Genomic DNA, 26,395 nt, shown 5'->3' on the forward strand with positions numbered 1-26,395 from the left:
TACAACGAAAGGGGATTGAATATCATGGATAAATCGATGGAGCGGACGGGCTGCGACCTGCATTCCCACACCCAGGCTTCGGACGGGATGAATACACCTTCGGAGAACGTGCAGCTTGCTTTCGAGCGGGGACTTGGGGCTCTAGCTATAACGGATCATGACACCGTAGCCGGTGTCGAGGAGGCGCTGCAAGCCGGAGAACGCCTGAACATGGTCGTGGTCCCTGGCGTAGAAATTAGTACCATGGCAGGCGGGACGGATATTCACGTTCTGGGTTATTACATGGATTACCGGGATCCCGTATTTCTGGAGCGGCTGGCAGAGCTGCGTCGAACGAGGGAGAAGCGCAATGAAAAGATCATGGCCAAGCTCCGTGAGCTGGGCATCGAGCTGACGATGGAAGAAGTGATCGGAGGCTTGGGACGGCCGCTGGAACCCGATGAGAGCATCGGACGCCCGCATATTGCGGATGCGCTGGTCCTTAAGGGTCATGCCCTCGATCTAAGGGATGCCTTCGACCGTTATCTCGCACAGGGCGCAGCTGCTTATGTGCCGCAGCCGCGGATTCATCCCAAGGAGGCCTGCGAATGGATACGTGAAGCCGGGGGCGTGCCGGTGCTTGCACACCCTGGACTCTACGACGATGATGCGTTGGTGAGAGCTATCATTGAAGAGGATGCTTTCAAAGGGATTGAAGTCTATCATTCGGACCATGGGGCAGCGGAGGAGAAACGCTACTTGGCGATGGCCGAAGAATACGGTTTGATCGTGACCGCCGGATCGGATTACCATGGCGAGAGGCAGGGCCAGGTATTCCATGGGGATATCGGCAGCCGTCAGGTATCCATCGAGGTATTGAACCAGCTTCAACAGGTGCGGGCAAGGAGCTAAGATCGACATGATTTCGAGCGGATTAAGTTGGTGCTGCTAACGCGGATTCGTATTGGTGAATCCCGGCATGACAGTAAGAAATAACGGGTATCCCGGCTGGTCATACGACCTTTTGGGGTACCCGTTATTGGTTAAGCCAACGATATATCCAGTTCTTTGTTCATCTTAATTGCGATTGTTTTTTACCGAATTGGGCATCGCTTTGATTCGCTGCTCGTCCGGCGTGACGAACAGCGTTTTCTGATTGTCATAAATGACAAATCCGGGCTTGGCTCCATTCGGCTTGCGTACATGGCGAATGAGCGTGTAGTCAACGGGCACGCTGCTGGATTCTTTGGCCTGACTGTAATAAGCAGCCAGCTGTGCCGCTTCCTGCAGCGTTGCATCCCCGTACTCGCTGCTTCGGATGACCACGTGGGATCCCGGGATATCCTTGGTGTGCAGCCACGTATCGTTTGAGGAAGCGAGACGGTTGGTTACGTACTCGTTTTGAAGATTATTTTTGCCTACATAAAGCTCGATGCCTTCGGATGAAGTATAGACGTGGAGCGTCGGCTTGTCGTTTTTCTTCTTTTTCTTCGTTTTACGATTGCGGTCTCTCAAGTATCCCTGCTGGATCAGTTCGTCCCGGATTTCATCGATGTCGCTCAAGGAAGCATGCGACAGCTGCTGCAGCAGATTCTCGATATAGTTGATCTCTTCGCGGGTTTTGATTAACTGTTCGTCAATGACCGCGAGGCTGTTCTTGTACTTGTTATATTTTTTAAAATAGCGCTGCGCATTGTCCGACGGAGTCAGGAGCGGATCCAGCGGGATGGTGACGGTCGCCTGCTCTTCATCATAAAAGTTAACCAGCTTGGCTTCACGGTCGCCCTTCTGAATCTGGTGGAGCGAGGCGAAGAGAAGCTCGCCAAAGATCCGATACCGGTCGGCATCCCCGGCTTCTTCCAAGTCCTTGTTTAAATTATCCAGCTTCTTGATGTTCTTCGTCCGTTCATTCTGCAGGAATCGGAGGAGGTCGCTGACCTTCTGTTTAACTGTATCCCGCTGAGCTTTATCTCCGTAATAATCCTCCATGCATCGACTGACCGATTCGTAGGTTGTAGTCTCGTCCACCAGCAATGTCAGCGGAATGACGGAGAACACCGACTTCCCCTTGGCATTGACGCCTGTAACCGGCGTATATTGATGGTTGCGGACTTGTTCCATGATCTCATCGAATGCGCTCCACAGGCTGCCGCAATCTTTTTCCCCTTCAAGCCCGCCTGGACTGCTTCCCCCTGCGCGCTGGGCAATTTCCTGGGCCGCGAGCGGACTAAGGCCGCTGAATGCGCCGACCAGCCATGGAACGGCCTGCTCCTCGTTCATCAGACAAGATTCCCGGAAGGCTTCCTGCCCGGTTTCGAGTGGATTGAGCTTGTGCTGTTCCGGCGGATTCGTATAAGAGAATCCCGGCATGACCACTCGATAACTGCTGATGGCAGGCGTCACATGGTTGATGCCATCCAGTATGGTGCCGCTTGAGGGATCGAGCAGAATGATGTTGCTGTGTCTGCCCATCAGCTCCACGATGATTTTTTTGGAGGAAATATCGCCGAGTTCGTCACGCTGCCGGATCGTAAGATGAATAATCCGTTCCATGCCCACCTGCTGGATGTCCTCGATGATGCCGCTCTCGCAATGCTTGCGCAGAATCATGCAAAACATGGGGGCTTCGGCCGGATTCAGAAAGGTCTCCTGCGTCAGATGCACCCTGGGATACGTGGGGTTTGCGGATAGCAGCAGCTTGGCGTTACCTTGCTGGGTGCGTATATGAAATACGATGTCCCGATCGTTCGGTTGATATATTTTATTGATCCGTGCGCCCCGGCATGATTGAAGCTCATGCACGATCGCACGCGTGACAATGCCGTCTAATGCCATCCTTCATTCTCCTATCTGTCTGTTACCCTTCCTATCGTACTTCTCTATGATGCCATATTTCCCTCAAAAACTTAAGGCCCCTTCTGTGATAATTCAGGACCTGTCCGAATACATTTACGTAGAAAGGGTGGAAAAGCTGTCATCCGCCGGAGCAAACAACCGGGAGGGAAAGGAAGCATGGAACAAAAGCAATGGCACCAAATGGATACGGATGAATTGCAGCAAGTGCTGCATATGCATCCGGAGCAGGGCCTCACGGAAGAGGAAGCCGGGGAGAGACGAAAAAACAGTGGCTATAATGAGCTCTCCGAGGGCGTTAAAATTTCTCCATTTGTTCTGTTCTTGAATCAATTTAAGGATTTCATGGTGTTGGTGCTCCTTGGCGCCACCCTGGTATCCGGTCTGCTGGGCGAGTATTTGGATGCCGTCACGATTGTAGCCATCATCCTGATCAACGGGATCCTTGGTTTCGTCCAGGAATTCAGGGCGGAACGGTCGCTTCGGGCTTTGAAGCAGCTGTCCGCGCCGACGTCCAGGGTCATCCGGGACGGTAAAGTGGTACAGGTTGCGGCTAGGGAACTTGTCCCTGGCGATGTCGTGCTCGTGGAGAGCGGAGACCGCATTCCGGCCGATGTTCGCTGGCTCGAGATCAACAGCTGCAGTGTCGAGGAATCGGCCTTGACCGGCGAGTCCCTGCCGGTGAACAAACATGCCGAGCCGATTCACGATGCGGATGTTCCGCTGGGCGACCGCAAGAACATCGGCTTTATGGGCACGATGGTGGCCCGGGGTACGGGAAAAGGCGTTGTCATCCGAACCGGAATGGATACGGAGATGGGCAAAATCGCCGATTTGATCCAGAACACGGAGTCACAGGAGACGCCGCTGCAACATCGCTTGGAACAGCTGGGCAAAATTCTGATTGCCGTTTCGCTGGGGCTTACGATTCTGGTCGTCGTAGCAGGCATTCTGCATGGACAGCCTGCCGCAGGCATGTTCCTTGCAGGAGTCAGCCTGGCGGTTGCGGCCATCCCAGAGGGGCTTCCAGCCATCGTTACGATTGCCCTCGCCCTCGGCGTGCAGCGCATGATCAAGCGCAAAGCGATCGTGCGCAAGCTGCCATCCGTGGAGACCCTGGGCTGCGCATCCGTGATCTGTTCGGATAAAACGGGGACGCTCACGCAGAATAAAATGACCGTAACCCAGGTTTGGCTGGGAGGACGCTCGCTGGAAGTGACCGGGCATGGGTATGACCCGACGGGTCAAATTCTTCACAGAGGCAAGCCGGTGGAGCTGAGATCCGATCAGGGGCTTCGCCGACTGCTGCAAATCAGCGGGCTGTGCAACAATGCGGAGATTTATGAGAACGTGCAGGAGGAAGCCCGGAACAAGCGCAAGGGCAAGGAAGAGCCGGCAGCTGCTGCTTGGGAGTTAAAAGGGGACCCGACAGAAGGAGCACTGCTGACGCTATCGTCCAAAATGGGATTGACTAAGGGAAGCCTGAACACCATCTATCAGAGAGACAAAGAGTTTCCGTTTGATTCGGAGCGAAAGCTGATGTCCGTTATCGTCAGCCATCAGGGCGGGCGCTTGCTCTGCACGAAGGGCGCGCCGGACGTCCTGCTGGATGCATGCACTTATATTTTGTGGGACGGAAACGTTGTGCCGCTTACCGCCACGCTCCGCCAGAAGGTGCTGACCGCCAATGAAGGCATGGCTTCCGATGCGCTGCGCGTGCTTGGTTTGGCATATCGGGATCTGCGTTCCTATGACAAGCCGGAAACGGAGAAAGAGGCCGAGAGCCAGCTTATCTTTGTGGGACTTGCCGGAATGATCGATCCGCCGCGCCGTGAAGTGCGCGATGCGATTGCGACATGCCGCCGCGCGGGCATCAAGACTGTCATGATCACGGGCGACCATCGGACAACGGCAGAAGCGATTGCGGCCCAGCTCGGCATCCTGCCAAGGAACGGCCTGTCGCTATCGGGACAGGAGTTATCCCGGATGGATGACAAGGAGCTGGATGCGAGGGTGGATCAGACCTTCGTTTATGCCCGCGTATCTCCCGAGCATAAGCTCCGCATCGTGAAGTCGCTTCAACGTAAGGGGCATGTGGTTGCCATGACGGGGGACGGTGTGAACGATGCTCCGGCCATCAAAGCCGCGGATATCGGGATTGCCATGGGCATTACCGGTACGGACGTAACGAAGGAAGCGTCATCGCTGGTGCTCAGTGACGATAATTTCTCCACGATTGTTTCGGCGATTGAGGAGGGGCGCAGCATCTATGAAAATATTCGCAAGTTTATCCGTTATCTGCTGGCTTCCAATGTCGGCGAAATTCTGACGATGTTTTTCGCGATGATGATGGGTCTGCCGCTTCCGCTCGTTCCGATCCAGATTCTGTGGGTGAACCTTGTTACCGACGGGCTGCCGGCGATGGCGCTCGGGGTGGATCAGCCGGAGAAGGATCTGATGGAGCACAAGCCCCGCGGAGCCAAGGAAAATATTTTTGCCAGACGTCTTGGCTGGAAAATCATCAGCCGCGGCATCTTGATCGGCCTGTGTACACTCGGCGCATTTTGGATTACGCTGCGCATCGCACCGAATGATGCGGGCCAGTTGGCTAAAGCGCAGTCCGTTGCCTTTGCTACCCTCGTCATGGCCCAGCTGATCCATGTGTTTGACTGCCGCAGCTCGCGTTCAATTTTCCACCGCAATCCGCTTCAGAACAAAGCGTTGGTTCTGGCTGTGCTGTCCTCGGTATTGCTGATGCTTGGCGTCATGTACATCGAGGCGTTCCAGCCGATCTTCAAGACGGTTCCGCTTGGCTTGAAGGAGTGGGCACTGACACTCGTGGCAGCCGGCATCCCTACCTTCCTGATGGGGGCTGGAAGCGTGTGGGGCGGCAGACGTAACCGCAACCGGAACCGCCGCAGCATGATGACGAAGAGTGCAAATATTTCGGCATAAATTGAATGGATAGCCCATCACCTCTGCGATATGCTAAGCACGAGCATAGCAATTGCAGAGGAGATGGGTTTTATGATGGAATTTACGAAAATGCATGGACTTGGCAACGACTTCGTTGTTGTATACGGCGAGCAAGAACTTCCATCCAATGCATCCGAACGGGCCGTGAAGCTGTGCAATCGCTTTTTCGGCATCGGTGCAGACGGACTTGTATATATTTTGCCTTCCACGAAGGCTGACTTCATGATGCGCATAATGAATTCAGACGGTTCCGAAGCGGAGCAGTGCGGCAATGCCATTCGTTGTGTCGCGAAATATGTGTATGATCACGGCCATATTGACCGAGAGGAGATTACCATAGAAACGATCGGCGCCGGAGTACAGCAAGTACGCCTTACGGTGCAGGAAGGTCAAGTAAGCAGTGTGCGGGTAGACATGGGTGAACCGGTCCTGAATGGATTGAGCGTGCCCACGACAATCGATCTCCATCCGGTAGTGAATCATCCCATTGAAGCGGACGGCAAGGAGTTCCGCTTCACTGCGGTGTCCATGGGCAATCCGCACTGCGTCATTTATGTGGACGATGCAATTAACTTCGACCTTGGTGTATGGGGACCCAAGCTGGAGGTGCATCCGCTGTTCCCGAGAAAGATTAATGTGGAGTTTGCGACGGTGAATTCACGGAGTCAAGTGGACATGCGGGTATGGGAGCGCGGTGCAGGACCGACATTGGCCTGCGGGACCGGAGCTTGCGCAACATTGGTATCCTCGGTGCTGAACGGATTGACAGACCGCAGCGCGACGATATCTCTTAAAGGCGGGGACTTATTCATCGAGTGGGATGAGTCCGACAATCATGTATACATGACAGGGCCGGCCGAAGTCGTGTACGCAGGGACGCTTGCCTTGTAGAGCCTTCGCCAGCCGCGACAATCCCCGCCCGCAAATGCAAAAAACAGTATGATCTAAAGTTTGTCCTGTAGGGGTGGACACATTAGGGAGGCCTTCGGAAGGCCTCCCTTTTGTCTCTTTATCTTTTGAGAGGTTTTATGATACATTAGTTGAAAATAAACGTCGGGTGGAGGAGAAACGCGATGAAACCGAATCTTCGGCAGGCATGGGAGAATCAGGTACTGGTCGGTGACGGCGCGATGGGTACTTATTTATATCAAAAAGGATTTCCTGTAGGCATTTCTTATGAAGAACTGAATTTAACCTCCCCGGAGGTCATCGGGAACGTTCATCGCCAGTATGTTGAGGCGGGTGCCCAGGTCATAGAGACGAACACGTTCTCTGCCAATTATGACAAGCTGTCCAAATACGGTTTGGAGGCGAAGGTAGGGGAGATTAACCGTGCAGGCGTGAGAATTGCGCGTGAAGCTGCCGGTGATCATGGATATGTAGTGGGTGCGGTAGGCTCCATTCGCGCGGGCAAAAGAAGCAACATCTCCACGAGCGAGCTCAAGCGTTATTTCGAAGAGCAGCTGTCGGTACTCATATCGGAAGGCGTTGACGGCATTCTGCTCGAAACGTTCTATGACGTGGATGAAATTCAATTGGCTTTGGCGCAGGCTCGGATGCTAAGCGACCTGCCGGTGATCTGCCAGTTTGCGGTAGAGGATATTGCCCGCACGCTGGACGGCTTCACGATGCCGGATGCATACCGCATACTGAGTCAAGAAGGGGCGGACGTGATCGGCTTTAACTGCCGGACAGGTCCAAACGGCATTATGCGTGCGCTGGAGACTCTGAACGGTATGATGAATCTTCCGGCTTCGGTCTACCCTAATGCGGGGATCGCCGATTATGTGGACGGGGAATACCGGTATGGTGCGAGTCCCGAGTATTTCGGCAGGACAGCCCTGGAGTTTGCGGATCGCGGCGCCCGGATTGTCGGCGGCTGCTGCGGAACGACGCCGGAGCATATCGCTGAAATTTCATCAGCGTTGTCCGGTTACGTACCTGCGCCGCTTCCCATCGTCGAGGAGGCGGAGGTCAACCGGATCGTGATTCACGAGACGGCCCAGGAGCAGTTTTACGAGCGCAGCGGGGAGCCGACAATTGTTGATATCGTGAAGGAGCGGCATACGGTGATCGTGGAACTGGACCCACCAAGGGATTTGGATATCACCAAGTTCATGAAGGGCGCGGAAGCTTTGAAAAAAGCAGGAGCCGACGCCTTGACCCTTGCGGATAACTCGCTGGCCGTAACCCGTATGAGCAACATGGCCCTTGGACATCTGGTACAAGCACGCACGGGACTGCGGCCGCTGATTCACATCGCTTGCCGTGACCGAAACCTGATCGGTACGCAGTCGCACATGATGGGCTTTGATGCGCTCGGCATCGACCATGTGCTTGCGGTGACGGGTGATCCGGCACGCTTCGGGGATTTGCCGGATTCCAGCTCGGTGTACGACATGACCTCATTTGAAATCATCCGCATGATTAAACAGCTGAACGAGGGCATTGCTTTTTCCGGAAAGCCGCTGAAGCAAAAGGCCAAATTCGTTGTCGGTGCAGCGTTCAATCCCAATGTAAGGCATCTGGACAAGGCGGTTGCCCGCTTGGAGAAGAAGATTGCTTCCGGTGCGGATTATGTGATGACGCAGCCCGTGTACGATCCCGAGTTAATGGTTAGGCTGAGGGAAGCGACGGCACATCTGGATATTCCGATCTTTATCGGCATCATGCCGCTGGCAAGCGGACGGAACGCAGAGTATCTGCATAACGAGGTGCCTGGCATTCAACTGTCGGACGAAGTCCGCAGCCGCATGGCCGGGCTTGAAGGCGAAGCGGGCCGGGCGATGGGCGTTAAGATCGGCAAGGAGCTGCTGGATGTTGCAACAGCGCATTTTAACGGCATATATTTGATGACGCCGTTTATGTTCTATGAAATGAGCGTACAATTAATGGAGTATGTCTGGGAGAAATCGGGCCGCCGATTGACCCCCTTGTTTCATTAATAATTATCAATTACAATAGTGTAATGGATGTGATTCCGATGTCATTGAGCATGACCGGATATGGGCAATCCGTTGTCGATTTTCAAGGTTACAGTATCTCTTTCGAAGTGAAGTCAGTCAATCATCGGTATTGTGAAATCGTCTTTCGTATGCCCCGTGAATGGGCTCTCTTCGAGGATTCATTTCGACGGATGGTACAGAGCCGAATCGGACGCGGACGGATTGATGTTTATATTAACAAGGAAAACAACGGCGAGTCCCAGGGTGCCGTGCTGAACCACGCCATGGTTCAGGCGTATTTACAGGCAGCCGAGGATTTGAAGTCATATGGAATCAAGGGAGATCTGGCGGTGCGGGATATTTTGTCGCTGCCAGATGTTCTTGTTAGTCCGAGCGGACTTCCCATGGATGAAGCGCAGCAGAAGTTATGGAATGATGCGCTTCTTCAAGGTCTTGAACAAGCGCTGGAGGGTCTGATCCAGATGCGCAGCAGGGAAGGCACTTTTCTCGTGAAGGATATCGGGCAGAGGCTTGACCGATTGATGCTGCTTCACCGAGAGATGACCGAACTTGCTCCGGAAGTTCCGGAAGAGTACCGGAAGCGTCTGCGGCAGCGCATAGAATCTCTTGATGACGGATCGCTTGCTGTTGATGAACATATATTCGGAATGGAAGTCGCGCTGTTTGCTGAACGTTCCAATGTAGACGAGGAGTTGATTCGACTTCATAGCCATTTGGAGCAATGCAGAGAGCTGCTTCATCAGAAGAGCCCTGTAGGCCGTAAACTGGATTTTCTGATTCAAGAAATGAACAGAGAAGTCAATACGATTGGATCGAAAGCCAATCATCTGACTCTGGTAAACCGTGTTGTCGAAATGAAAGCGGAACTGGAGAAGATTCGTGAACAAGCCGCTAATGTGGAATGACCGCAGCTTCATCGGCAAGTAAGAGTCAAATGTATAGGGGGAGCAACCGCACTATGGCAATCAAACTTATTAATATTGGCTTCGGAAACATCGTATCGGCCAATCGGATCATCTCAATCGTGAGTCCTGAATCGGCTCCGATCAAGAGGATCATTCAAGAAGCACGGGACCGTCATATGCTGATTGATGCTACATATGGCCGAAGGACACGGGCTGTTATCATTACGGATAGCGACCACGTGATTTTATCGGCTGTGCAGCCAGAAACGGTGGCTCACCGTCTGTCCAGCAAAGATGACGACAACGACGAATAAGATGAGGAGTACTATGTCTAGAGGATTATTGATTGTATTGTCCGGTCCTTCCGGGGTGGGAAAAGGAACCGTCTGTACGGCGCTTCGCAGCCGGGTTCCGGAGCTGGTGTATTCGGTGTCGGCTACGACGCGTTCGCCGCGGCTCGGTGAGGTACATGGTGTGAACTATTTTTTCAAAAGTCGGGAACAATTCATGGATATGATTGAGAACGACCAGCTTCTCGAATATGCGGAATACGTCGGGAACTATTATGGAACCCCGCGTGATTTTGTGGAAGAAACTTTAGCCTCCGGCAAGGATATTATACTGGAGATCGAAGTGCAGGGTGCACTGAAGGTCAAGGAGAAGTTTCCGGAAGGTATCTTTGTGTTTCTGATGCCGCCGTCTCTGGATGAGCTGAAAGATCGGATCCAGGGCCGGGGAACAGAGAGTCAAGCGACCATCGACCACCGCATGTCCGTAGCGGTTGACGAAATCAATTTGCTGCAGCATTATGATTATGCGGTAGTGAACGATGAAATCAATCTCGCTTGTGAGAGAATACAATCTATCATTATTGCCGAACATTGTAAGGTAAGAAAGTAAGCTGTCTATTCATAGACGTGTTAACTTTCAAGTAAAAGAAGAAGAGGTGCTTCGCCATGTTATATCCATCCATTGATGAAATGATGAATAAGGTAGACAGTAAATATTCTCTTGTGGTTGCGGCTTCCCGCCGTGCACGCCAGTTGCGTGAAGGCGGAGTCAGCGAGTTGAAGAATCCGAAATCCCATAAGTTTGTCGGTGTCGCTCTGGAAGAAATCTATGGCGATTACGTGAAAATCGAGAAGGGACAGGACTAAGACTTTTTCTTCAATATTTGAATAACATGCGTTAGCGCGCGAAAATGTGACAACCGAAAGGTTGTTATTTTTTTGAGAAGATATGAGAATGTAGCCTTTATACAATGGAAAGCGGGGGATTGTCATGTTGAACGGAAAAGTCATTGTGCTTGGCGTTACAGGTGGCATTGCCGCGTATAAAGCAGCGACTTTATGCAGCAGGCTTGTCCAGAGGGGGGCGGATGTGCATGTCATTATGACGGAATCCGCGAAGCAGTTCATTCCGGAATTAACGCTTCAAACGCTGACCAAAAACCCGGTTTATAGCGATACCTTTGATGAACGGGACCCATCGGTCGTCTCGCATATCCACTTGGCCGATCTGGCCGATTTGGTGTTGATCGCTCCGGCCACAGCCAATGTCATCGGCAAGATGGCACATGGCCTGGCGGATGACATGCTGACCACGACGCTGCTAGCGACCACGGCACCTGTCATGATCTCGCCGGCAATGAACGTGCATATGTACACGCATCCGGCCGTCTTGGCGAATATGGAGACGCTGGTCTCCCGCGGGGTGTCCATGATTGAACCTGGAGAGGGGCTTCTCGCTTGCGGATACGTCGGAAAGGGACGGATGGAAGAGCCTGATACGATTGTTGATGTGGTGGAACGGTTTTTCCGAGAACGTGCAGTACAGTCTGTGGCGTTGAATGAAGAAATAGCGAGCAGCACCACAGGCATATTGCATGGTAAAAAGGTAGTTGTCACGGCCGGCGGCACGATCGAACGCATTGATCCGGTCCGGTATATAACGAATGATTCTTCCGGAAAAATGGGATTTGCGATCGCGAAAGCGGCCAAGCAGCTGGGAGCGGATGTCCACCTGATTGCCGCTCATACCGATGAAGCTCCACCAGAGGGAATCCGGACGGAAAAGGTGGAATCGGCCCAAGATATGTACGAAGCGGTGCTGCGCGTGTTCGATCATAGCGATATCGTGGTCAAAGCAGCGGCGGTTGCCGATTATCGCCCTGCCGAGGTAGCGACATCAAAGATCAAAAAGAGTGGGGAGACCATGACGCTGGATCTTGTCAAGACAACGGACATTCTGGAGAGTCTGGGACGCCAAAAAACCTCCCAGTTCTTAATCGGATTTGCGGCTGAAACCGATACGGTGGAGCAGTTCGCCAGGGAAAAGTTGAATCGTAAAAATTGCGATTTGATCGTTGCTAACGATGTTACACAGGAAGGAGCGGGCTTCCGCACGGATACGAACAGCGTTCATATTTTTGATGCAGAAGGACTGGTCCTCCAGCTTCCAGTGATGTCCAAGGAGGAAGTGGCCCAGAGGCTGTTAACGCTGGCGGCTGATCGGTTGTCCGGGAGGTCATCCTGATGGAAATGGCCCGCGTGATTGTGGACGTGCCGTCCAAGGATACGGACCGACCTTTTGATTATTTGATTCCCGAGGAACTCCGGCCCTGGGTTGAGGTAGGCAGCCGGGTCGGCGTGCCGTTTGGGCACCGTACGCTCCAAGGGTTCGTGGTCTCTTTGCATCCAAGGCCCGAGATGGATACGGCCAAAATGAAGCCGATTCAGGAAGTACTCGATGTGATGCCGCCTCTTTCGCCTGAACTGATTGAGCTTGGAGAATGGATGAAGGAGCGCTACGCATGCCGTTATATATCGGTCTTGCAGTCGATGCTGCCAACGGCGCTGAAGGGGAAAGCCGAGCGATATATTTCCCTTAGCGAGCCAGACGCAGGTCTGACGGAGGAAAGCGACGGATTATTTGCGCTGCTGCCGGAAAGCGAGTCGGAGCAGGAAATGATCCGGTTTGTCAGTCAGAGAGGCGAGGTTTCGCTCCAGCAGTTAACGCGAGCATTTCCGGATGGAGCTGCTACCATTAAAGCGCTGATCGGCCGAGGACGGCTGAGTGAGTTTCAGCAAATCAAGGATAAACTGCAGAAAAAAACGATGAAAGCGGTAGAGCTTGCCGTATCGAGCGAGGAAGCGCAACAGGCGCTGGTTTCCTTTCCTGCCAAGGCCCAGCGTCAGAAGGAAGTGCTCCAATATATATTGGAGATGGAAGCATTTCTGCCGATATCGCAGAAGGATCTGCTGCAGACGCTGGGCGTCACCGCAGGGACCATAAAGGCGCTGGCTGACAAAGGGCTGATTACCCTTGAGGATATCGAAGTGTTCCGGGATCCGTATCGAGGGCGGCATTTTACGCCCAGCACCCCATTGGCGCTCACACCGGAGCAGCAAGCGGTGTACCGCAGTATCGTGCACAAGCTGGATGAACGCAAGCATGGCGTGTTTCTCCTGCACGGGGTAACCGGCAGCGGCAAGACCGAAATCTACCTGCAGACCATTCAGCGCTGTCTCGAACAGGAGCGTCAAGCGATTGTCCTGGTACCTGAGATATCGCTGACACCGCAAATGGTGGAGCGGTTCAAAGCCCGTTTTGGCGACCGTGTAGCTGTCATGCACAGCCGGCTCTCGGATGGGGAGCGTTATGATGAATGGCGGAAAATAAGAGAAGGCCGGGCGTCCGTTGTCGTGGGTGCGCGATCGGCGGTATTTGCGCCGTTTGACCGTCTGGGCCTGATCATTATGGATGAAGAGCACGAAGGCTCTTATAAGCAGGAAGAGACGCCGAAGTACCATGCCAGGGATGTTGCGATTCACCGTGCCCGGCTGACCGGTGCAGCCGTCATTCTGGGTTCGGCAACCCCTTCGTTGGAGAGCTACCATGCGGCGAGATCGCAAGCTCAGGATGATTTTGCGCCTCATCTGCTGGAGATGCCGAGCCGTGCGCTGGGCAACAAGCTGCCGGAGGTCCAGGTCGTGGATATGCGGGAGGAGCTCCGTGAAGGAAATCGATCCATGTTCAGCCGCTCCTTGCATGCCGCGATTTCGACAAGGCTGGAACGCGGTGAACAGACGGTGCTGCTGTTGAATCGGCGGGGTTACTCCACGTTTGTCATGTGCCGGAGCTGCGGATATGTGGCAGGCTGTCCGGAATGCGACATTTCGCTAACCTATCATCAGAAATCGAATAATTTGCGCTGCCATTATTGCGGTTATGCCGCACAAGCGCCGGAGGTTTGCCCGGATTGCGGAAGCGAGCATATACGTTATTTCGGTACGGGCACGCAGCGTGTCGAGGAAGAATTGGCCAAGCTGTTTCCCGGCATTCGCGTCATTCGGATGGATGTTGATACCACGACCGAGAAGGGCTCCCATGAGAAGCTGCTGAAGCAGTTTCGGGATAAAAAGGGGGACGTGCTGCTAGGCACCCAGATGGTCGCCAAAGGCCTGGATTTCCCCGATGTCACCTTGGTCGGTGTCATTACGGCCGATTCGGCCTTGAACCTGCCCGATTTCCGGGCGGCCGAGAAGACGTTTCAGCTGCTCACTCAGGTTGCCGGAAGAGCAGGCCGCCATCAGCTGCCGGGTGAAGTGGTTATCCAATCCTATACGCCCGAGCATTATTCGATTATCCATGCAAGCAGCCATGATTATTTATCCTTCGTCAAAGACGAGCTGAAGCACCGCAAAGCGCTCCATTATCCGCCGTATTGCAGGCTGATCCTGGTGACGCTGTCGCATGAACAGCTGCCGCTGCTGGTAAGAATGGCGGAGAATTTCGCCGCGACGATCAAAAGCGAATCCGACCGCCGGGGATGGTTTGGAAGCCTGGACCGATTCGACGCCAGCGCGCTCGATATATTGGGTCCGGTAGCTTCTCCCATTCCACGGTTGAAAAATAGATACAGATTTCAATGTATGATAAAATGGCGGGGAACGATGGATGCTGTCTCGCTGGTGCGTTCGGTTGCCGAGAAGCTTCAGGATTCGGCGCGGGACAGCAAGCTCCAGATCAGTATTGACGTTGATCCGCAAATGTTAATGTAATACAGCATACAATGATGAAAAGCACAAGGATGGTGTCATAGACATGGCGATTCGAATTATCGTTAAAGAACCGGATGAGGTTCTTCATAAAAAGGCAAAGGAAGTTACCAAAATTACGCCGAACGTTCAAAAGCTCCTGGACGATATGGCCGACACTATGTACGATGCGGAAGGCGTCGGATTGGCTGCGCCGCAGGTCGGCATTTTGAAGCGTCTGATCGTAATCGATGCCGGTGACGAGCATGGCTTGATCAAGATGATCAATCCGGAGATCGTGGAGAGCGAAGGCGAGCAATTCGGGCCGGAGGGCTGCCTGAGCATTCCGGGATGGAACGGGGATGTGCGCCGTGCGGAGAAAGTGACGGTTAAGGGGCTTGACCGCGAAGGCAAAGAGCTTGTCATTACGGGTACCGGGCTGCTTGCGAGAGCGTTTCAACATGAAATCGATCATCTGAACGGGGTGCTGTTTACGGAAATCGCTGACCGGGTGTATGAGTATGTTCCGGAACAGCCGAGAAAAGAGCTGGAGAATCGATGAATATCGTATTTATGGGCACCCCGGCCTTTGCAGTACCCAGCCTGGAAATGTTGATTGCCGAAGGTTATTCCATAGCTGCCGTTGTTACTCAGCCTGACCGTCCGCAAGGGCGTAAAAAAGTGCTGACCCCAACGCCGGTTAAGGAAGCCGCTCTTCGTCACGGCATCCCTGTTCTGCAGCCGCAGCGCCTGCGGAATCCGGAAGCCGTGGCCGAACTGGCCGAATATAAGCCTGACTTGATTGTCACGGCCGCCTACGGCCAAATCCTGCCGAAATCCGTGCTGGATATGCCAGCGCTTGGCTGCCTGAACGTCCACGGCTCGCTGCTCCCCGCTTACCGGGGAGGAGCGCCGATTCAGCGGAGCATCATCAACGGAGAGTCCGTCACAGGCATCACGCTGATGTATATGGCGGAGGGACTCGACACCGGGGACATGATCGCCCGCACCGAGGTCCCGATCGAAGACAACGATACGGCCGGAACCATGTTCGAGAAGCTGAGCCAAGCCGGCGCCGAGCTGCTTCGGCGGGAGCTGCCGCGGCTCGTGAAGGGCAAGGTGGAGGCCGAGCCTCAGGATGATTCGAAGGCAACGTATGCTCCGAATTTGACCCGGGATGACGAGAGAATCGACTGGAGCCGAACTTCCCGCGAAATCTACGATCAGATTCGCGGCCTGGTTCCTTATTCCGGCGGATTCACGCTGTGGAACGGCGAAGTGTTTAAAGTATGGGCAGCGGCTAAGCCGGATAGCGCCCAGAAGCCAGCTGGTGATGCGCAACCCGGGACCGTGCTTGAGCTGCAGGAGAAAGGGATCGTCGTGAAAACAGGCGACGGCACGCTGACGCTGCTTACGGTTCAGCCCAGCGGCAAGAAGGCAATGGATGCGGCGCAATTCGTGCGCGGGACGAGCCTGACGGCCGGGACGGTGCTGGCGTGAGCGGAAACCGCAGCCCGAAGGGGCGATTGGACTCCCCGCGGGAGCTGGCGATGAATGTATTGACACAGGTTGAGCAGGAGGGAGCGTACAGCAATCTCCTGCTCAACACGGCCCTGCAGAAGTCCTCGCTTGCGAAGAGCGACGCGGGACTTGCCACGGAGCTGATCTATGGCACGATATCGCGGCTGAACACGCTCGATTATTTTTTGGACAAGTTTGTCAAAAAAGGGGTACAGAAGCTTCAGCCGTGGGTAAGGGCGCTGCTTCGCATCAGTCTGTATCAGGTCGTATATCTGGATCGGATTCCGGATCACGCGGTTGTCAGCGAGGCCGTTAATCTGGCGAAGCGCCGCGGGCATCAAGGGATTTCCGGTATGGTGAACGGGGTGCTTCGGAATATTTTGCGCCAGAAGGAAAGCTTGGCGATCCCCGAAAATATGCCGACTGCTCAGCGCATTTCTCTGCTGCACTCCCATCCGCAGTGGCTGGTGGAGCGCTGGATATCCCAGTACGGGATCGAGACGACAGAAGCGATCTGTGCCGCAAACAATGAACCGCCGGCAGTCAGCGTCAGGGTGAATACCACGATGATCAGCCGTGAGGACATGCTGACATTAATGAGCAGCCACGGCCTCGATGCCACCCCTTCGTCGCTCAGCCCCTATGGGATTGTCGTAAAAGGAGCGGGCAATATGGCCTTGACCGATTGGTACCGGGACGGAATGATTTCGATCCAGGATGAAAGCTCCATGCTGGTCGCCGAGGCTGTTAAGCCCGAGCCGGGGATGCGGGTGCTGGATTGCTGCGCAGCCCCGGGCGGGAAAAGTGCCCACATGGGCGAGCTGATGAAGGATGAAGGCAGCATTGTCGCTAACGACATTCACGCGCATAAAGGCAAGCTGATCTCGGATCAGGCCAGCCGTTTGGGACTGGACAGCATTTCGATCGTGACCGGGGACGCGCTGGATTTGGTTGACCGCTTCGAGCCTGCGTCTTTTGACCGAATTTTGCTGGATGCTCCCTGCTCGGGCCTTGGCGTCATCCGCCGCAAGCCCGATCTGAAGTGGGGCAAGTCACAGGAGGACATTCATGAAATTGCGGCGCTGCAGCTAAGGCTGCTGGAGTCGGTCTCTACCTTGCTTCGTCCCGGAGGACTCTTGGTATACAGCACGTGTACGATTGAACCGCTGGAGAATGAAGGCGTTGTATCTGCTTTTCTGGAAGGCCATTCCGAGTTTGAAATCGCGGAAGATGGTCTTGGCGCCTTAAGCCGGCTGGAAAAGAAATCGCTTCTGCAAGGAGGCGGGATTCAAATTCTGCCCCAGCACTATCATAGTGACGGTTTTTACATTGCAAGACTCGGCAGACGCCCCTCATAAGGGCGCTGCCGCCATGACTATAGTCGTATCCCGCCAATGCCGGCGGGTTTTCCTCTTTTACCGTCTCTTTTATTTATGTTAGAATAGGAAGAATGAAAAAAGAGATGCATATGAATGTAATAGGGAGAGTTCGGAAGAATGCTGGCTGGACATCCTCTAAATTAGACAGGTGTGGTGAGAATGAAACCTTTTATATATGATTATTCACTGGAAGAGCTTCAAGCATGGGCTCAAGAGAATGGGGAGCCGGCGTTTCGCGGAACCCAGATTTATGACTGGCTGTACGTGAAGCGGGTGAACGACTTTGCGGAAATGACGAATCTATCCAAGGAGCTTCGCTCGAAGCTGGAGCAGGAGTTCAGTTTTGTTACCCTGACGGAAATTACCAAGCTGGAGTCTAAGGACGGAACGGTCAAGTTTCTGTTCGGCTTACATGATGACCATGCGATCGAGACCGTCATCATGAGGCACAATTACGGCAACAGCATCTGCGTGACAACGCAGGTAGGCTGCCGTATCGGATGTACGTTCTGCGCATCCACGCTGGGTGGCTTGAAGCGAAATCTGACCTCCGGCGAGATTGTTGCCCAAGTGGTTCAGGCGCAGAAGATTCTCGATAAAACGGGAGAACGTGTCGGCAGCATCGTGATCATGGGCTCGGGCGAACCGTTTGAGAACTATGAAGCGACGATGAAGTTTCTGCGCACGATGATCCATGAAAAAGGATTGAATATCGGCCAGCGCCACATTACCGTTTCGACGAGTGGCATTGTGCCTAACATCTATAAATTCACGGAAGAGGATACCCAGATTAATCTGGCCATCTCCATACATGCACCGAACGATAAGCTGCGCTCCAAGCTAATGCCTGTTAACCGCCGGTTCCCGTTCGACGACGTGATTGAGTCGCTTCGTTATTACCAGGCAAAAACCGGGCGGCGCATTACGTTTGAATACGCCTTGATCGGCGGCGTAAACGATCAGGTTGAGCATGCCGAAGAGCTTGCGGACGTCATTAAGGATATGAACTGCTTCGTCAATCTGATTCCGGTTAACCATGTGCCGGAACGGAAATATGTTCGCACATCGCGTAACGATATTTTCAAATTTCAACGTGCGTTAGCAGACAAGGGGGTCAATGTGACCATCCGTCGTGAACAAGGCCATGATATCGCTGCCGCTTGCGGGCAGCTGCGGGCCAAGCATATGGAGTTGAGGTGAGAAGATTTGATCAAGACGGTTCATGTAAGCCATGTGGGATGCGTTCGTCCTGTTAATGAAGATTCGGTATTTGTTAGCACACTGGAGCATGGCTATACCTTGGGTGTGGTTGCTGACGGTATGGGAGGTCACCTTGCGGGTGACACCGCCAGCAGGCTTGCGGTAGATACCGTGGCCGAGGATTTGTCCTCTTTGGAACAGGACATGTCCATGGAAAGTATCCGGGCTGCGCTTGGTGATGCCATATTGCATGCCAATGCCGTTATCTATCGGGAAGCCTCGGCTGATGAGCGGCTTCACAATATGGGCACGACGATTGTAGCGGTGCTGCTGCGAGGTTCCGAAGGCTATATCGGACATATCGGGGACAGCAGGGCTTACAAAGTCGTTCCCGGACAAGTGATTCGACTCACAGATGATCACACATTGGTCAATGAGCTTTTTAAGAGTGGTCAGATTACGGAAGATCAACTGGAGACCCATCCCCGGAAAAATGTATTAAGCCGGGCGCTTGGAACGGATGTGGATGTGACGGTTGAGCTTACACCGGTTACGATCGGAGAAGGCGAAGTGCTGCTGCTCTGCAGTGACGGGCTCAGCAACCGGGTCAGCCGCGAGCTGATCGGACAGATTTCCGGTTCACTTGACCTTCCTCTGGAAGAAAGAGCGGATCGCCTGCTTCAACTGGCACTTCTTGCCGGCGGTGAGGACAACATCACGGTCGCCATGTTTGAACATCAAGAAGAAGTTGTCGGGCAACGTATAAAGGGGTGGGATTCATGATCGGACATGAATTGGCTGGTCGTTATAAAATTATAGAACGCATCGGTGGCGGTGGCATGGCGCTGGTCTACAAGGCTCAGGATATTTTGCTGAACCGGAATGTAGCAATCAAAGTGCTGCGCCAGCAGTTTGTGCACGACGAGGAATTTATTCGCCGTTTCCGGCGTGAAGCACAATCAGCGGCTTCGTTGTCGCATTCCAACGTGGTCAGCATCTATGATGTGGGCCAAGAGGAAGATGTGCATTACATCGTCATGGAATATATCGAAGGTCAGAATTTGAATGAAATTATAAAAGAACGGGCACCGCTGCAGGTGGAAGAAGCTGTGCGGATTGCTACCCAGATCTGTGATGCACTGGGGCACGCTCATCATAACCAGATCATTCACCGGGACATTAAACCGCATAATATTCTGATTGGCCGTAATGGGAGGGTCAAAGTAACCGACTTTGGCATTGCCAGAGCGGTCACGTCGACAACCATTACGCAGACAGGCTCTGTTGTGGGTTCTGTGCATTATTTTTCCCCGGAGCACGCCAAGGGCGTCGTTACGGGCGAAAAATCGGATTTATACTCACTTGGTATTGTGTTATATCAAATGCTCACGGCCCGTCTCCCATTTCTGGGCGAGAGCCCCATTAGTGTTGCTTTGAAACACCTCCAGGAGGAATTTGATGAGCCTAGAGAAGTGAATCCGCTCATTCCTCAAAGCGTGGAGAACATCATCCTGAAGTCCATGCGCAAAAACCCGGAGGAGCGTTACCAGTCTGCCGAAGAGATGATGGACGATCTCGAGACGTGTTTGATGCCGATGCGACTCAACGAACCGAAAATGGAGTTCGAGGACGATGCCGATTCTACCCTGGTCATGCCGGCGCTCAAAACGATGCAGCGCAGCAGCCAGCATCATGACTCCGACGACGACTCGGATGATGAGGACTTTGAGGAAAAGCCGACAGGTAAACCGAAGAAAAAATGGGTCAAGCCGACCATCATCATCGGCTCAGTGCTCCTGTTCCTCGGCATTATGTTTGGTGTCGTCATGTATGTGAACAATATGCTGGAGGTGCCGGAGGTCAAGGTGCCGCCAGTAGTAGGCATGACGGAAGAGGATGCGATCCGCACGCTTGAGGCCCAAGGTTTGACGGTGGATGAGGAAGTCATTCGTGAATATAAACCAAATGTCGATGAAGGCATTGTGTTTGCCCAGGATAAGGAACCAGAGACCATGCTCAGGCAGGGGGCACCGGTTCAATTGTCGGTTGGGGATGCGAAGCCGCTTCCGGAAATGCCGGACCTTAATGGGAAGACGTTTGATGAGGCTGTTGCTGCGTTAAAAGAGATTGGCGTTAAGGAAACCTCCATTAAACGATCGTCCGAAAAAAATGATGAAGTGCCACAAGGCAAGATCTTTAAACAAAGTCCGGAAGCCACTACAAAAATCGATCCGGAAACGGAAGTAATCAGCGTAACGGTAAGTGAGGGGAAGAATTTCGTCCCTATGCCGGGCGTGGTTGGCTTAGAGCAGGAGAATGCCGTCAATATTTTGGAATCCAATGGCTTTAAGGTTGAGGCAATCAAAGAGAAATCCAGTTATGAAGTGAAGAAGGGCATCGTAGTAGAGCAGTGGCCGCATGAGGCCAATGAACAGGTTGCTCCAGGCTCCAAAATCACGCTGTTCGTCAGCTCAGGCTATCCTTCGGATGCGCTTGAGTATAATTACAGCGTACCGGTGTCGCCGAGCGTCGAAGGTCAAGAAAGCAAAATCCGGGTGGTCTTCAGCGATGCGCTGGGAGAAAATCAGGAAGCCGTGAATAAGACCATTACGACTTCCGAAATGGTACCTGTTAAGCTGCTGCTGGCTCCCGACAAGCATGCAACGGTCATGATCTTCCGTGACGGTCGCCAAGTGGATACGTACAGCGTAAGTTACAGCGATGTCAAGAATGGTACCGTGCCGCAGCCGACCTTTGAGCAGCCGCCTGTTGAACCTGATGTACCGGTGGACACGAATCCGGATGAAGGAAATGGCGAGGAAGGCTCGAATGAGGAAGATGATGCTGCTTATCATTGGGACTCCGGGAACAACGGAAACGGTAAGGGTAATGGCAAAGGTAATGGTAACGATTAGAAACAAGTCGTGAGAACACTAAATTTCAACAAGAAAGGTGAGGCCTATTATATGCTAGAGGGACTGATCGTGAAGGCACTAAGCGGATATTATTATGTCAAACCACTGCAGGATGGCAACATTATATCCGGGGAGGACCCAGCGGTTCAATGCAGAGCCCGCGGCATTTTCAAAAAGAAAGGTATCTCTCCGCTCGTTGGAGATCACGTGATGTACTCATTGACTGAAAATGGGGAAGGGACCGTGGATGAAATTCTTCCACGGTCTTCCCAACTAATTCGCCCGCCTGTCGCGAACGTCGACTTGGCGGTGCTGTTGTTTTCGGTCAAAGAACCGGATCTGAGCCTGCATCTGCTGGACAAGTTTCTGGTACATATAGAGCATGAGGGCCTTGAGGCATTGATCTGCCTGACGAAGCAGGATCTTGTGGACGCCACCGACGATGTGCTGGAGCAGGTGAAGCGCCAGTATGAAGAGATTGGTTACGAAGTGCTGATTACCAGCTCTCTGCAAGGGATCGGGACGGAAGAGGTGAAGAAACGCCTGGCCAGTCGAATCAGTGTCTTCTCCGGTCAATCCGGTGTCGGGAAATCGTCCCTGCTGAATGCGTTAATGCCTGGCCTCTCGCTGGAGACGAGCGAAATTAGCCTGCGTCTTGGCCGCGGTCGTCATACGACACGTCATGTGGAGCTGATTGAGCTTGATAACGGGGGGTATGTTGCCGATACACCCGGCTTTAGCCAGCTGGATTTTCTGGAGCTGGGTGTCGAGGAGTTATCGACCTGTTTCAGAGAATTTGCTCCTTATGCTGCCGAATGTAAATTCAGAGGCTGCAGCCATCTGCAGGAGCCGGGCTGCCGGGTGATCCAAGCCAAAGAGGATGGAATCATCCTGGCTAGCCGTTATGAGCATTATGTGGAGTTTTATACGGAGATGAAAGACAAGAAACGGAGGTACTGAATGATGATAAAAATTGCCCCATCCATATTGTCAGCGGATTTTGCGAAGCTGGGACAAGAAATTAAAGAGGCTGAGGCCGGCGGAGCCGATTGGATTCATGTGGACGTTATGGACGGACACTTTGTACCCAATATTACGCTGGGGCCGCCGATCGTCCAAGCGATCAGGCCCCATACGAGCCTGACGCTTGATGTGCACTTGATGATTGAGCAGCCGGAGCTGTATATTGCGGACTTCGCCAAGGCTGGAGCCGATCTGATCACCGTTCATGCCGAGACCTGCCCGCATCTTCATCGCGTCATCCATCTGATCAAAGAGTTTGGCGTGAAGGCCGGCGTCGCGATCAATCCGGCTACGCCGGCCCATGTCCTTCAGGAAGTGCTTCCTGACTTGGATTTGGTACTGGTAATGACCGTGAACCCGGGGTTTGGCGGACAGGCTTTTATCGAGCGGACGGTAAACAAGATCTCACAGCTGCGTGAATGGATTTCTAACTCCGACAACCCGAATATCCATATTGAAGTGGATGGCGGCATTACAGCGGAGACAGCGCCGCTTGTGGTGGAAGCGGGAGCGGATGTCCTGGTTGCGGGCAGCGCGGTATTCGGCATGCCGGATCGCGCGGCAGCCATTGCCAAAATCCGTGACAGCGTAACATCTTGACCAGAACGTGAGCAACGGGATGCATAGGGCGCGGGGTTCCCGCATAAATATGGTTACATGAGCTGGGTTCTCATGTAGCCTTTTTTGTCTGTGTTCACATCTAAGGGCTTGGTGCATAACATAATCTAGGAAGGCATGAGAATGATGGGGAGGGTGAGACATGAAATTCTATACGTTCAAGCTGCCGAAGTTTTTGGGAGGTTTTGTGAAGGCCATCTTAAATACGTTTCACAAGAGCTGACAGCTTGTCCCGGCGTAACAAAACCTCCGCCTGGGACTGACGCCGCCTAGCCGGTTCTGGGGAAAGAGGCAAGAACACTCCGATAGAGCGCATGGAGGACATACCGCATCTGTATGCGGAAGTTTTCTTGCGATATAAGAAAGCCAAAAAACGCGTTAGTCCTCCTTCGCTTTCTTATATCAAAAGAAGAGTGTCTAGCGACGTACTTATCGAGGACAGACCGCGTTCGACCGGAAGTTTTTCTTGCGATATAAGAAAGCGGAAGTTTTGCTCTTTCATTTTTCTTATATCTAAATAAAAAAAGCACCTGCTAACTGCTCAGGGTGCTTTTTGTTTAGAAGAAGAATATGTATCTAAACGCAAGAAAAACTTCCTTGTCCCGGATCGCCCACAAATGGTGCCTGGAGATTAAGAAGTTTTTCTTCATATAACACAAGATGATTATACGCGAGTCACTTTACCGGATTTCAAAGCGCGAGTGCTGACGTATACACGTTTTGGCTTGCCATCTACCAAAATGCGAACCTTTTGAACGTTGACACCCCAAGAACGCTTGTTGTGATTGTTAGCGTGAGAAACATGGTTACCACTGCTTGGTTTCTTGCCAGTTACATAACATTTGCGAGCCATTCATTACACCTCCTTGTTCCTAACCCTGCATGAAACAATACTTAAATATAATATCACAGTAAAAATTGCTCCGTCAACTGTCCTAAAAACATTTATTTCTCTTTGCCATTATAGTACAATGTTGATTAGTCCATAATATTTCCGAAGAAATAGTTCGTGGGCTGCTCGGCAGGGCTCTCAAGAGGCTTGGGAACCGCCGGAAAGCGTAGAGGACGAGAGGATAGCCCAACCTAGATTTATGATCCATTAATCACGGTAAGTCTTTTATTTACTGCCTGGGCATTTCGTCAGCTATAAGCTATGAAATAGATATGAAATTTACAACAAGTAGTGTTATGGGTATCAAGCCAGGAAGGGGAATTCTCATTGAGTAAGCGTTCTTTGAATGGAACAGAATTTACCGCGATGGTCCTAGCCGGAGCGGAGCAGCTGCAGCAGCATGCAGAACACGTCAATTCCCTGAATGTGTTCCCGGTGCCGGACGGCGACACGGGGACCAACATGAATTTGACGATGACGGCAGGTGTGGCAGAACTGAAGAGTAAGTACTCGGAGTCCGTCGGGCATAGTGCCGGTGTGCTGTCCAAGGGGCTTCTGATGGGAGCCAGAGGGAACTCGGGGGTTATTCTGTCCCAGCTGTTCCGTGGTTTCAGCCGATATGCGGCACCTTATACAGAACTAAATTCTCATCAATTCGCCGCAGCACTGCAGACAGGCGTAGAAGCTGCGTATAAAGCTGTTGTGAAGCCTGTTGAAGGTACCATCCTTACCGTAGCTAAAGAAGCGGCCAAGCATGCGGTCTATTTCTCCCGCCGCAACAACGATATCGTGGAATTGATGGAGCAGGTGTTGGCCAAAGCCAAAGAAACACTGTCCCAGACGCCGGATATGCTCCCTGTTCTGAAGCAGGTTGGCGTCGTGGATTCGGGTGGACAGGGCTTGGTTTACATTTATGAAGGTTTCTTGCAGGCACTTAGAAAAGACGCTCCAACCGGATCGTTTGCTGTTGCGGAAGGACAAGCCGAACAGAGCAACAAGGCCCCCGCCTTTCAAGCGGCCCCTGACTTCTCGGCGGTTCAAGCTCCGGCTTCTGCCCAGTCCAGACTGTCCACAGAGGACATTGAATTTTTATATGACATGGAATTCTTTATTAATAGGCAGCTCGGAGAAGGAACAGGCGCAGACTTTGATGAAGATAAGTTCCGGAAAGCGCTTGCAGTGAATGGTGATTCCATCATTGTCATCGCCGATGACGAGACGATCAAAGTTCATGTGCATTCCAAGGCTCCGGGTGAAGTGTTGAATTTGGCGCTAATGTATGGAGAGATCACTCAGATTCATATATTGAACATGCGCGAGCAGCATCGTGATTTGCTGACAACGGGAATGGATATTGCACCGATGCCCGAGTTGTTTGCAGATATTCCGGCAGAGACCGTGACGCCGGAAGCTCCGGCTGTTCCCCCGGCAGACGAGATTGCACCGTACGGCTTCATAGCAGTATCGTCAGGGGAAGGCATCTCCGATATATTCAAGAGCCTGGGCGTAGACGTTGTTCTCTCCGGGGGACAGACGATGAACCCGAGCACCGAGGATTTTGTCAATGCGATTTCTTCGATCTCGGCGCAGCAGATTTACATCCTGCCGAACAACTCCAACATCGTGCTGGCCGCCCAGCAGGCGAGAGAGCTTCTTGAAGGCGAACGCAGCGTAACGGTCATACCGAGCAAGACGATTCCGCAGGGGATCGCGGCGGCATTTGCTTTCCAGGAAGACGAGAATGCGGATATGAACACCGACAACATGCTGGATGCGATCACTCGCGTGCAATCGGGGCAGGTAACCTATGCCGTTCGGGACACAACGATTGATGATCTCGAGATCAAGGCTGGCCAGTTTATCGGTATTCGCAATTCCAACATCGTTGCAGCAAACGAGGATCTGATTACGACCTCCCAGGATTTGCTGGGTAAAATGCTGGAGTCCGGCGATGAAATCGTGACGCTGCTTACCGGCGCGGACGCAACTGAGGAATCGACCAACGCACTCACGGAGTGGCTTGGCGAGCAGTATCCTAACGCAGAGGTTGAGGTTCACTACGGCGGACAGCCGATTTATTCCTATCTGTTCTCCGTGGAGTCTTGATCTAAGAGATAAGGAAGTATACA

At 52.9% G+C, this 26,395-nt stretch carries 22 protein-coding genes; 20 read left to right on the forward strand and 2 right to left on the reverse strand.

Translation table 11 applies throughout. From position 1 onward, the window contains the following. The first annotated feature begins 24 nt into the window (after nt 1–24). Nucleotides 25–891, forward strand: a complete 867-nt coding sequence (locus tag PAEVO_RS02275) for a PHP domain-containing protein (protein ID WP_100536093.1) — start codon at nt 25–27, stop codon at nt 889–891. 165 nt (nt 892–1,056) lie between these two features. Here the strand turns inward: PAEVO_RS02275 and PAEVO_RS02280 are convergent, their stop codons facing one another. Then, nucleotides 1,057–2,814, reverse strand: a complete 1,758-nt coding sequence (locus PAEVO_RS02280) for an Rqc2 family fibronectin-binding protein (protein ID WP_100536094.1) — start codon at nt 2,812–2,814, stop codon at nt 1,057–1,059. Nucleotides 2,815–2,991: 177 nt separating this feature from the next. Between PAEVO_RS02280 and PAEVO_RS02285 the strand changes: the two genes are divergently transcribed. The 18 genes from PAEVO_RS02285 (at nt 2,992) to spoVM (ending at nt 23,597) form a co-directional block, all read left to right on the forward strand. After that, nucleotides 2,992–5,787 carry a calcium-translocating P-type ATPase, SERCA-type gene (locus tag PAEVO_RS02285; protein ID WP_100536095.1) on the forward strand — a complete coding sequence of 932 codons (2,796 nt, stop codon included), beginning with the start codon at nt 2,992–2,994 and terminating at the stop codon, nt 5,785–5,787. A 75-nt stretch (nt 5,788–5,862) separates the two neighbouring features. Continuing rightward, nucleotides 5,863–6,699 (forward strand): diaminopimelate epimerase, encoded by an 837-nt coding sequence (gene dapF, locus PAEVO_RS02290; RefSeq protein WP_100539298.1) that lies wholly within the window; start codon nt 5,863–5,865, stop codon nt 6,697–6,699. 182 nt (nt 6,700–6,881) lie between these two features. Continuing rightward, nucleotides 6,882–8,753: a bifunctional homocysteine S-methyltransferase/methylenetetrahydrofolate reductase gene (locus PAEVO_RS02295; protein ID WP_100536096.1), complete on the forward strand. Its 1,872-nt coding sequence runs from the start codon at nt 6,882–6,884 to the stop codon at nt 8,751–8,753. A 38-nt stretch (nt 8,754–8,791) separates the two neighbouring features. After that, complete coding sequence (locus PAEVO_RS02300; protein ID WP_100536097.1) at nt 8,792–9,679, forward strand: YicC/YloC family endoribonuclease; 888 nt, start codon at nt 8,792–8,794, stop codon at nt 9,677–9,679. A gap of 53 nt (nt 9,680–9,732) precedes the next feature. After that, on the forward strand, nt 9,733–9,993 hold the full coding sequence (gene remA / locus PAEVO_RS02305; protein WP_006209218.1) for an extracellular matrix/biofilm regulator RemA: 261 nt from the start codon (nt 9,733–9,735) through the stop codon (nt 9,991–9,993). A 13-nt stretch (nt 9,994–10,006) separates the two neighbouring features. Beyond that, on the forward strand, nt 10,007–10,579 hold the full coding sequence (gene gmk / locus PAEVO_RS02310) for a guanylate kinase (protein ID WP_071223696.1): 573 nt from the start codon (nt 10,007–10,009) through the stop codon (nt 10,577–10,579). Nucleotides 10,580–10,635: 56 nt separating this feature from the next. Continuing rightward, nucleotides 10,636–10,836: a DNA-directed RNA polymerase subunit omega gene (rpoZ, locus tag PAEVO_RS02315; RefSeq protein WP_100536098.1), complete on the forward strand. Its 201-nt coding sequence runs from the start codon at nt 10,636–10,638 to the stop codon at nt 10,834–10,836. A 124-nt stretch (nt 10,837–10,960) separates the two neighbouring features. After that, nucleotides 10,961–12,214 (forward strand): bifunctional phosphopantothenoylcysteine decarboxylase/phosphopantothenate--cysteine ligase CoaBC, encoded by a 1,254-nt coding sequence (coaBC, locus tag PAEVO_RS02320; RefSeq protein ID WP_100536099.1) that lies wholly within the window; start codon nt 10,961–10,963, stop codon nt 12,212–12,214. Further along, nucleotides 12,214–14,742: a primosomal protein N' gene (gene priA / locus PAEVO_RS02325; protein WP_100536100.1), complete on the forward strand. Its 2,529-nt coding sequence runs from the start codon at nt 12,214–12,216 to the stop codon at nt 14,740–14,742. The genes coaBC and priA overlap by 1 nt, the downstream gene beginning before the upstream one ends. Before the next feature lie 43 nt (nt 14,743–14,785). Then, nucleotides 14,786–15,280 (forward strand): peptide deformylase, encoded by a 495-nt coding sequence (def, locus tag PAEVO_RS02330; protein ID WP_100536101.1) that lies wholly within the window; start codon nt 14,786–14,788, stop codon nt 15,278–15,280. Continuing rightward, nucleotides 15,277–16,218, forward strand: coding sequence for a methionyl-tRNA formyltransferase (fmt, locus tag PAEVO_RS02335; RefSeq protein WP_100536102.1), 942 nt, complete (start codon nt 15,277–15,279; stop codon nt 16,216–16,218). The genes def and fmt overlap by 4 nt, the downstream gene beginning before the upstream one ends. Further along, complete coding sequence (gene rsmB / locus PAEVO_RS02340; protein WP_100536103.1) at nt 16,215–17,597, forward strand: 16S rRNA (cytosine(967)-C(5))-methyltransferase RsmB; 1,383 nt, start codon at nt 16,215–16,217, stop codon at nt 17,595–17,597. Before fmt ends, rsmB begins: the two co-directional genes overlap by 4 nt. A gap of 180 nt (nt 17,598–17,777) precedes the next feature. Further along, entirely contained in the window at nt 17,778–18,818 is a 1,041-nt protein-coding gene (gene rlmN / locus PAEVO_RS02345) for a dual-specificity RNA methyltransferase RlmN (RefSeq protein WP_100536104.1), read from the forward strand. A 6-nt stretch (nt 18,819–18,824) separates the two neighbouring features. After that, nucleotides 18,825–19,601 (forward strand): Stp1/IreP family PP2C-type Ser/Thr phosphatase, encoded by a 777-nt coding sequence (locus PAEVO_RS02350; protein ID WP_100536105.1) that lies wholly within the window; start codon nt 18,825–18,827, stop codon nt 19,599–19,601. Further along, nucleotides 19,598–21,733: a Stk1 family PASTA domain-containing Ser/Thr kinase gene (gene pknB, locus PAEVO_RS02355; RefSeq protein WP_100536106.1), complete on the forward strand. Its 2,136-nt coding sequence runs from the start codon at nt 19,598–19,600 to the stop codon at nt 21,731–21,733. Before PAEVO_RS02350 ends, pknB begins: the two co-directional genes overlap by 4 nt. A 51-nt stretch (nt 21,734–21,784) precedes the next feature. Further along, the gene (rsgA, locus tag PAEVO_RS02360) at nt 21,785–22,693 is read left to right on the forward strand and encodes a ribosome small subunit-dependent GTPase A (protein WP_100536107.1); all 909 of its coding nucleotides are present in this window, start codon (nt 21,785–21,787) and stop codon (nt 22,691–22,693) included. 3 nt (nt 22,694–22,696) lie between these two features. Continuing rightward, nucleotides 22,697–23,356 carry a ribulose-phosphate 3-epimerase gene (gene rpe, locus PAEVO_RS02365; protein ID WP_100539299.1) on the forward strand — a complete coding sequence of 220 codons (660 nt, stop codon included), beginning with the start codon at nt 22,697–22,699 and terminating at the stop codon, nt 23,354–23,356. A gap of 160 nt (nt 23,357–23,516) precedes the next feature. Continuing rightward, on the forward strand, nt 23,517–23,597 hold the full coding sequence (gene spoVM / locus PAEVO_RS02370) for a stage V sporulation protein SpoVM (protein WP_034273235.1): 81 nt from the start codon (nt 23,517–23,519) through the stop codon (nt 23,595–23,597). Between the two features lie 441 nt (nt 23,598–24,038). Here the strand turns inward: spoVM and rpmB are convergent, their stop codons facing one another. Next, nucleotides 24,039–24,227: a 50S ribosomal protein L28 gene (rpmB, locus tag PAEVO_RS02375; protein WP_006209230.1), complete on the reverse strand. Its 189-nt coding sequence runs from the start codon at nt 24,225–24,227 to the stop codon at nt 24,039–24,041. A 366-nt stretch (nt 24,228–24,593) separates the two neighbouring features. Between rpmB and PAEVO_RS02380 the strand changes: the two genes are divergently transcribed. After that, a complete protein-coding gene (locus tag PAEVO_RS02380; protein ID WP_100536108.1) occupies nt 24,594–26,372 on the forward strand; it encodes a DAK2 domain-containing protein in 1,779 nt (592 codons plus the stop codon). Nucleotides 26,373–26,395: the final 23 nt, after the last annotated feature.

This window comes from Paenibacillus sp. GM2FR (genome assembly GCF_002803325.1).
GTDB classification, from domain to species: Bacteria; Bacillota; Bacilli; order Paenibacillales; family Paenibacillaceae; genus Paenibacillus_AQ; species Paenibacillus_AQ lautus.

Coding starts and splice junctions, on each gene's coding strand:
- rpoZ (WP_100536098.1), top strand. CDS start 10,636: ATGTTATATCCATCCATTGATGAAATGATGAATAAGGTAGACAGTAAA.
- rlmN (WP_100536104.1), top strand. CDS start 17,778: ATGAAACCTTTTATATATGATTATTCACTGGAAGAGCTTCAAGCATGG.
- PAEVO_RS02295 (WP_100536096.1), top strand. CDS start 6,882: ATGAAACCGAATCTTCGGCAGGCATGGGAGAATCAGGTACTGGTCGGT.
- PAEVO_RS02300 (WP_100536097.1), top strand. CDS start 8,792: ATGTCATTGAGCATGACCGGATATGGGCAATCCGTTGTCGATTTTCAA.
- rpmB (WP_006209230.1), bottom strand. CDS start 24,227: ATGGCTCGCAAATGTTATGTAACTGGCAAGAAACCAAGCAGTGGTAAC.
- priA (WP_100536100.1), top strand. CDS start 12,214: ATGGAAATGGCCCGCGTGATTGTGGACGTGCCGTCCAAGGATACGGAC.
- PAEVO_RS02275 (WP_100536093.1), top strand. CDS start 25: ATGGATAAATCGATGGAGCGGACGGGCTGCGACCTGCATTCCCACACC.
- spoVM (WP_034273235.1), top strand. CDS start 23,517: ATGAAATTCTATACGTTCAAGCTGCCGAAGTTTTTGGGAGGTTTTGTG.
- remA (WP_006209218.1), top strand. CDS start 9,733: ATGGCAATCAAACTTATTAATATTGGCTTCGGAAACATCGTATCGGCC.
- PAEVO_RS02285 (WP_100536095.1), top strand. CDS start 2,992: ATGGAACAAAAGCAATGGCACCAAATGGATACGGATGAATTGCAGCAA.
- dapF (WP_100539298.1), top strand. CDS start 5,863: ATGGAATTTACGAAAATGCATGGACTTGGCAACGACTTCGTTGTTGTA.
- gmk (WP_071223696.1), top strand. CDS start 10,007: ATGTCTAGAGGATTATTGATTGTATTGTCCGGTCCTTCCGGGGTGGGA.
- coaBC (WP_100536099.1), top strand. CDS start 10,961: ATGTTGAACGGAAAAGTCATTGTGCTTGGCGTTACAGGTGGCATTGCC.
- PAEVO_RS02280 (WP_100536094.1), bottom strand. CDS start 2,814: ATGGCATTAGACGGCATTGTCACGCGTGCGATCGTGCATGAGCTTCAA.
- def (WP_100536101.1), top strand. CDS start 14,786: ATGGCGATTCGAATTATCGTTAAAGAACCGGATGAGGTTCTTCATAAA.
- rsgA (WP_100536107.1), top strand. CDS start 21,785: ATGCTAGAGGGACTGATCGTGAAGGCACTAAGCGGATATTATTATGTC.
- pknB (WP_100536106.1), top strand. CDS start 19,598: ATGATCGGACATGAATTGGCTGGTCGTTATAAAATTATAGAACGCATC.
- rpe (WP_100539299.1), top strand. CDS start 22,697: ATGATAAAAATTGCCCCATCCATATTGTCAGCGGATTTTGCGAAGCTG.
- fmt (WP_100536102.1), top strand. CDS start 15,277: ATGAATATCGTATTTATGGGCACCCCGGCCTTTGCAGTACCCAGCCTG.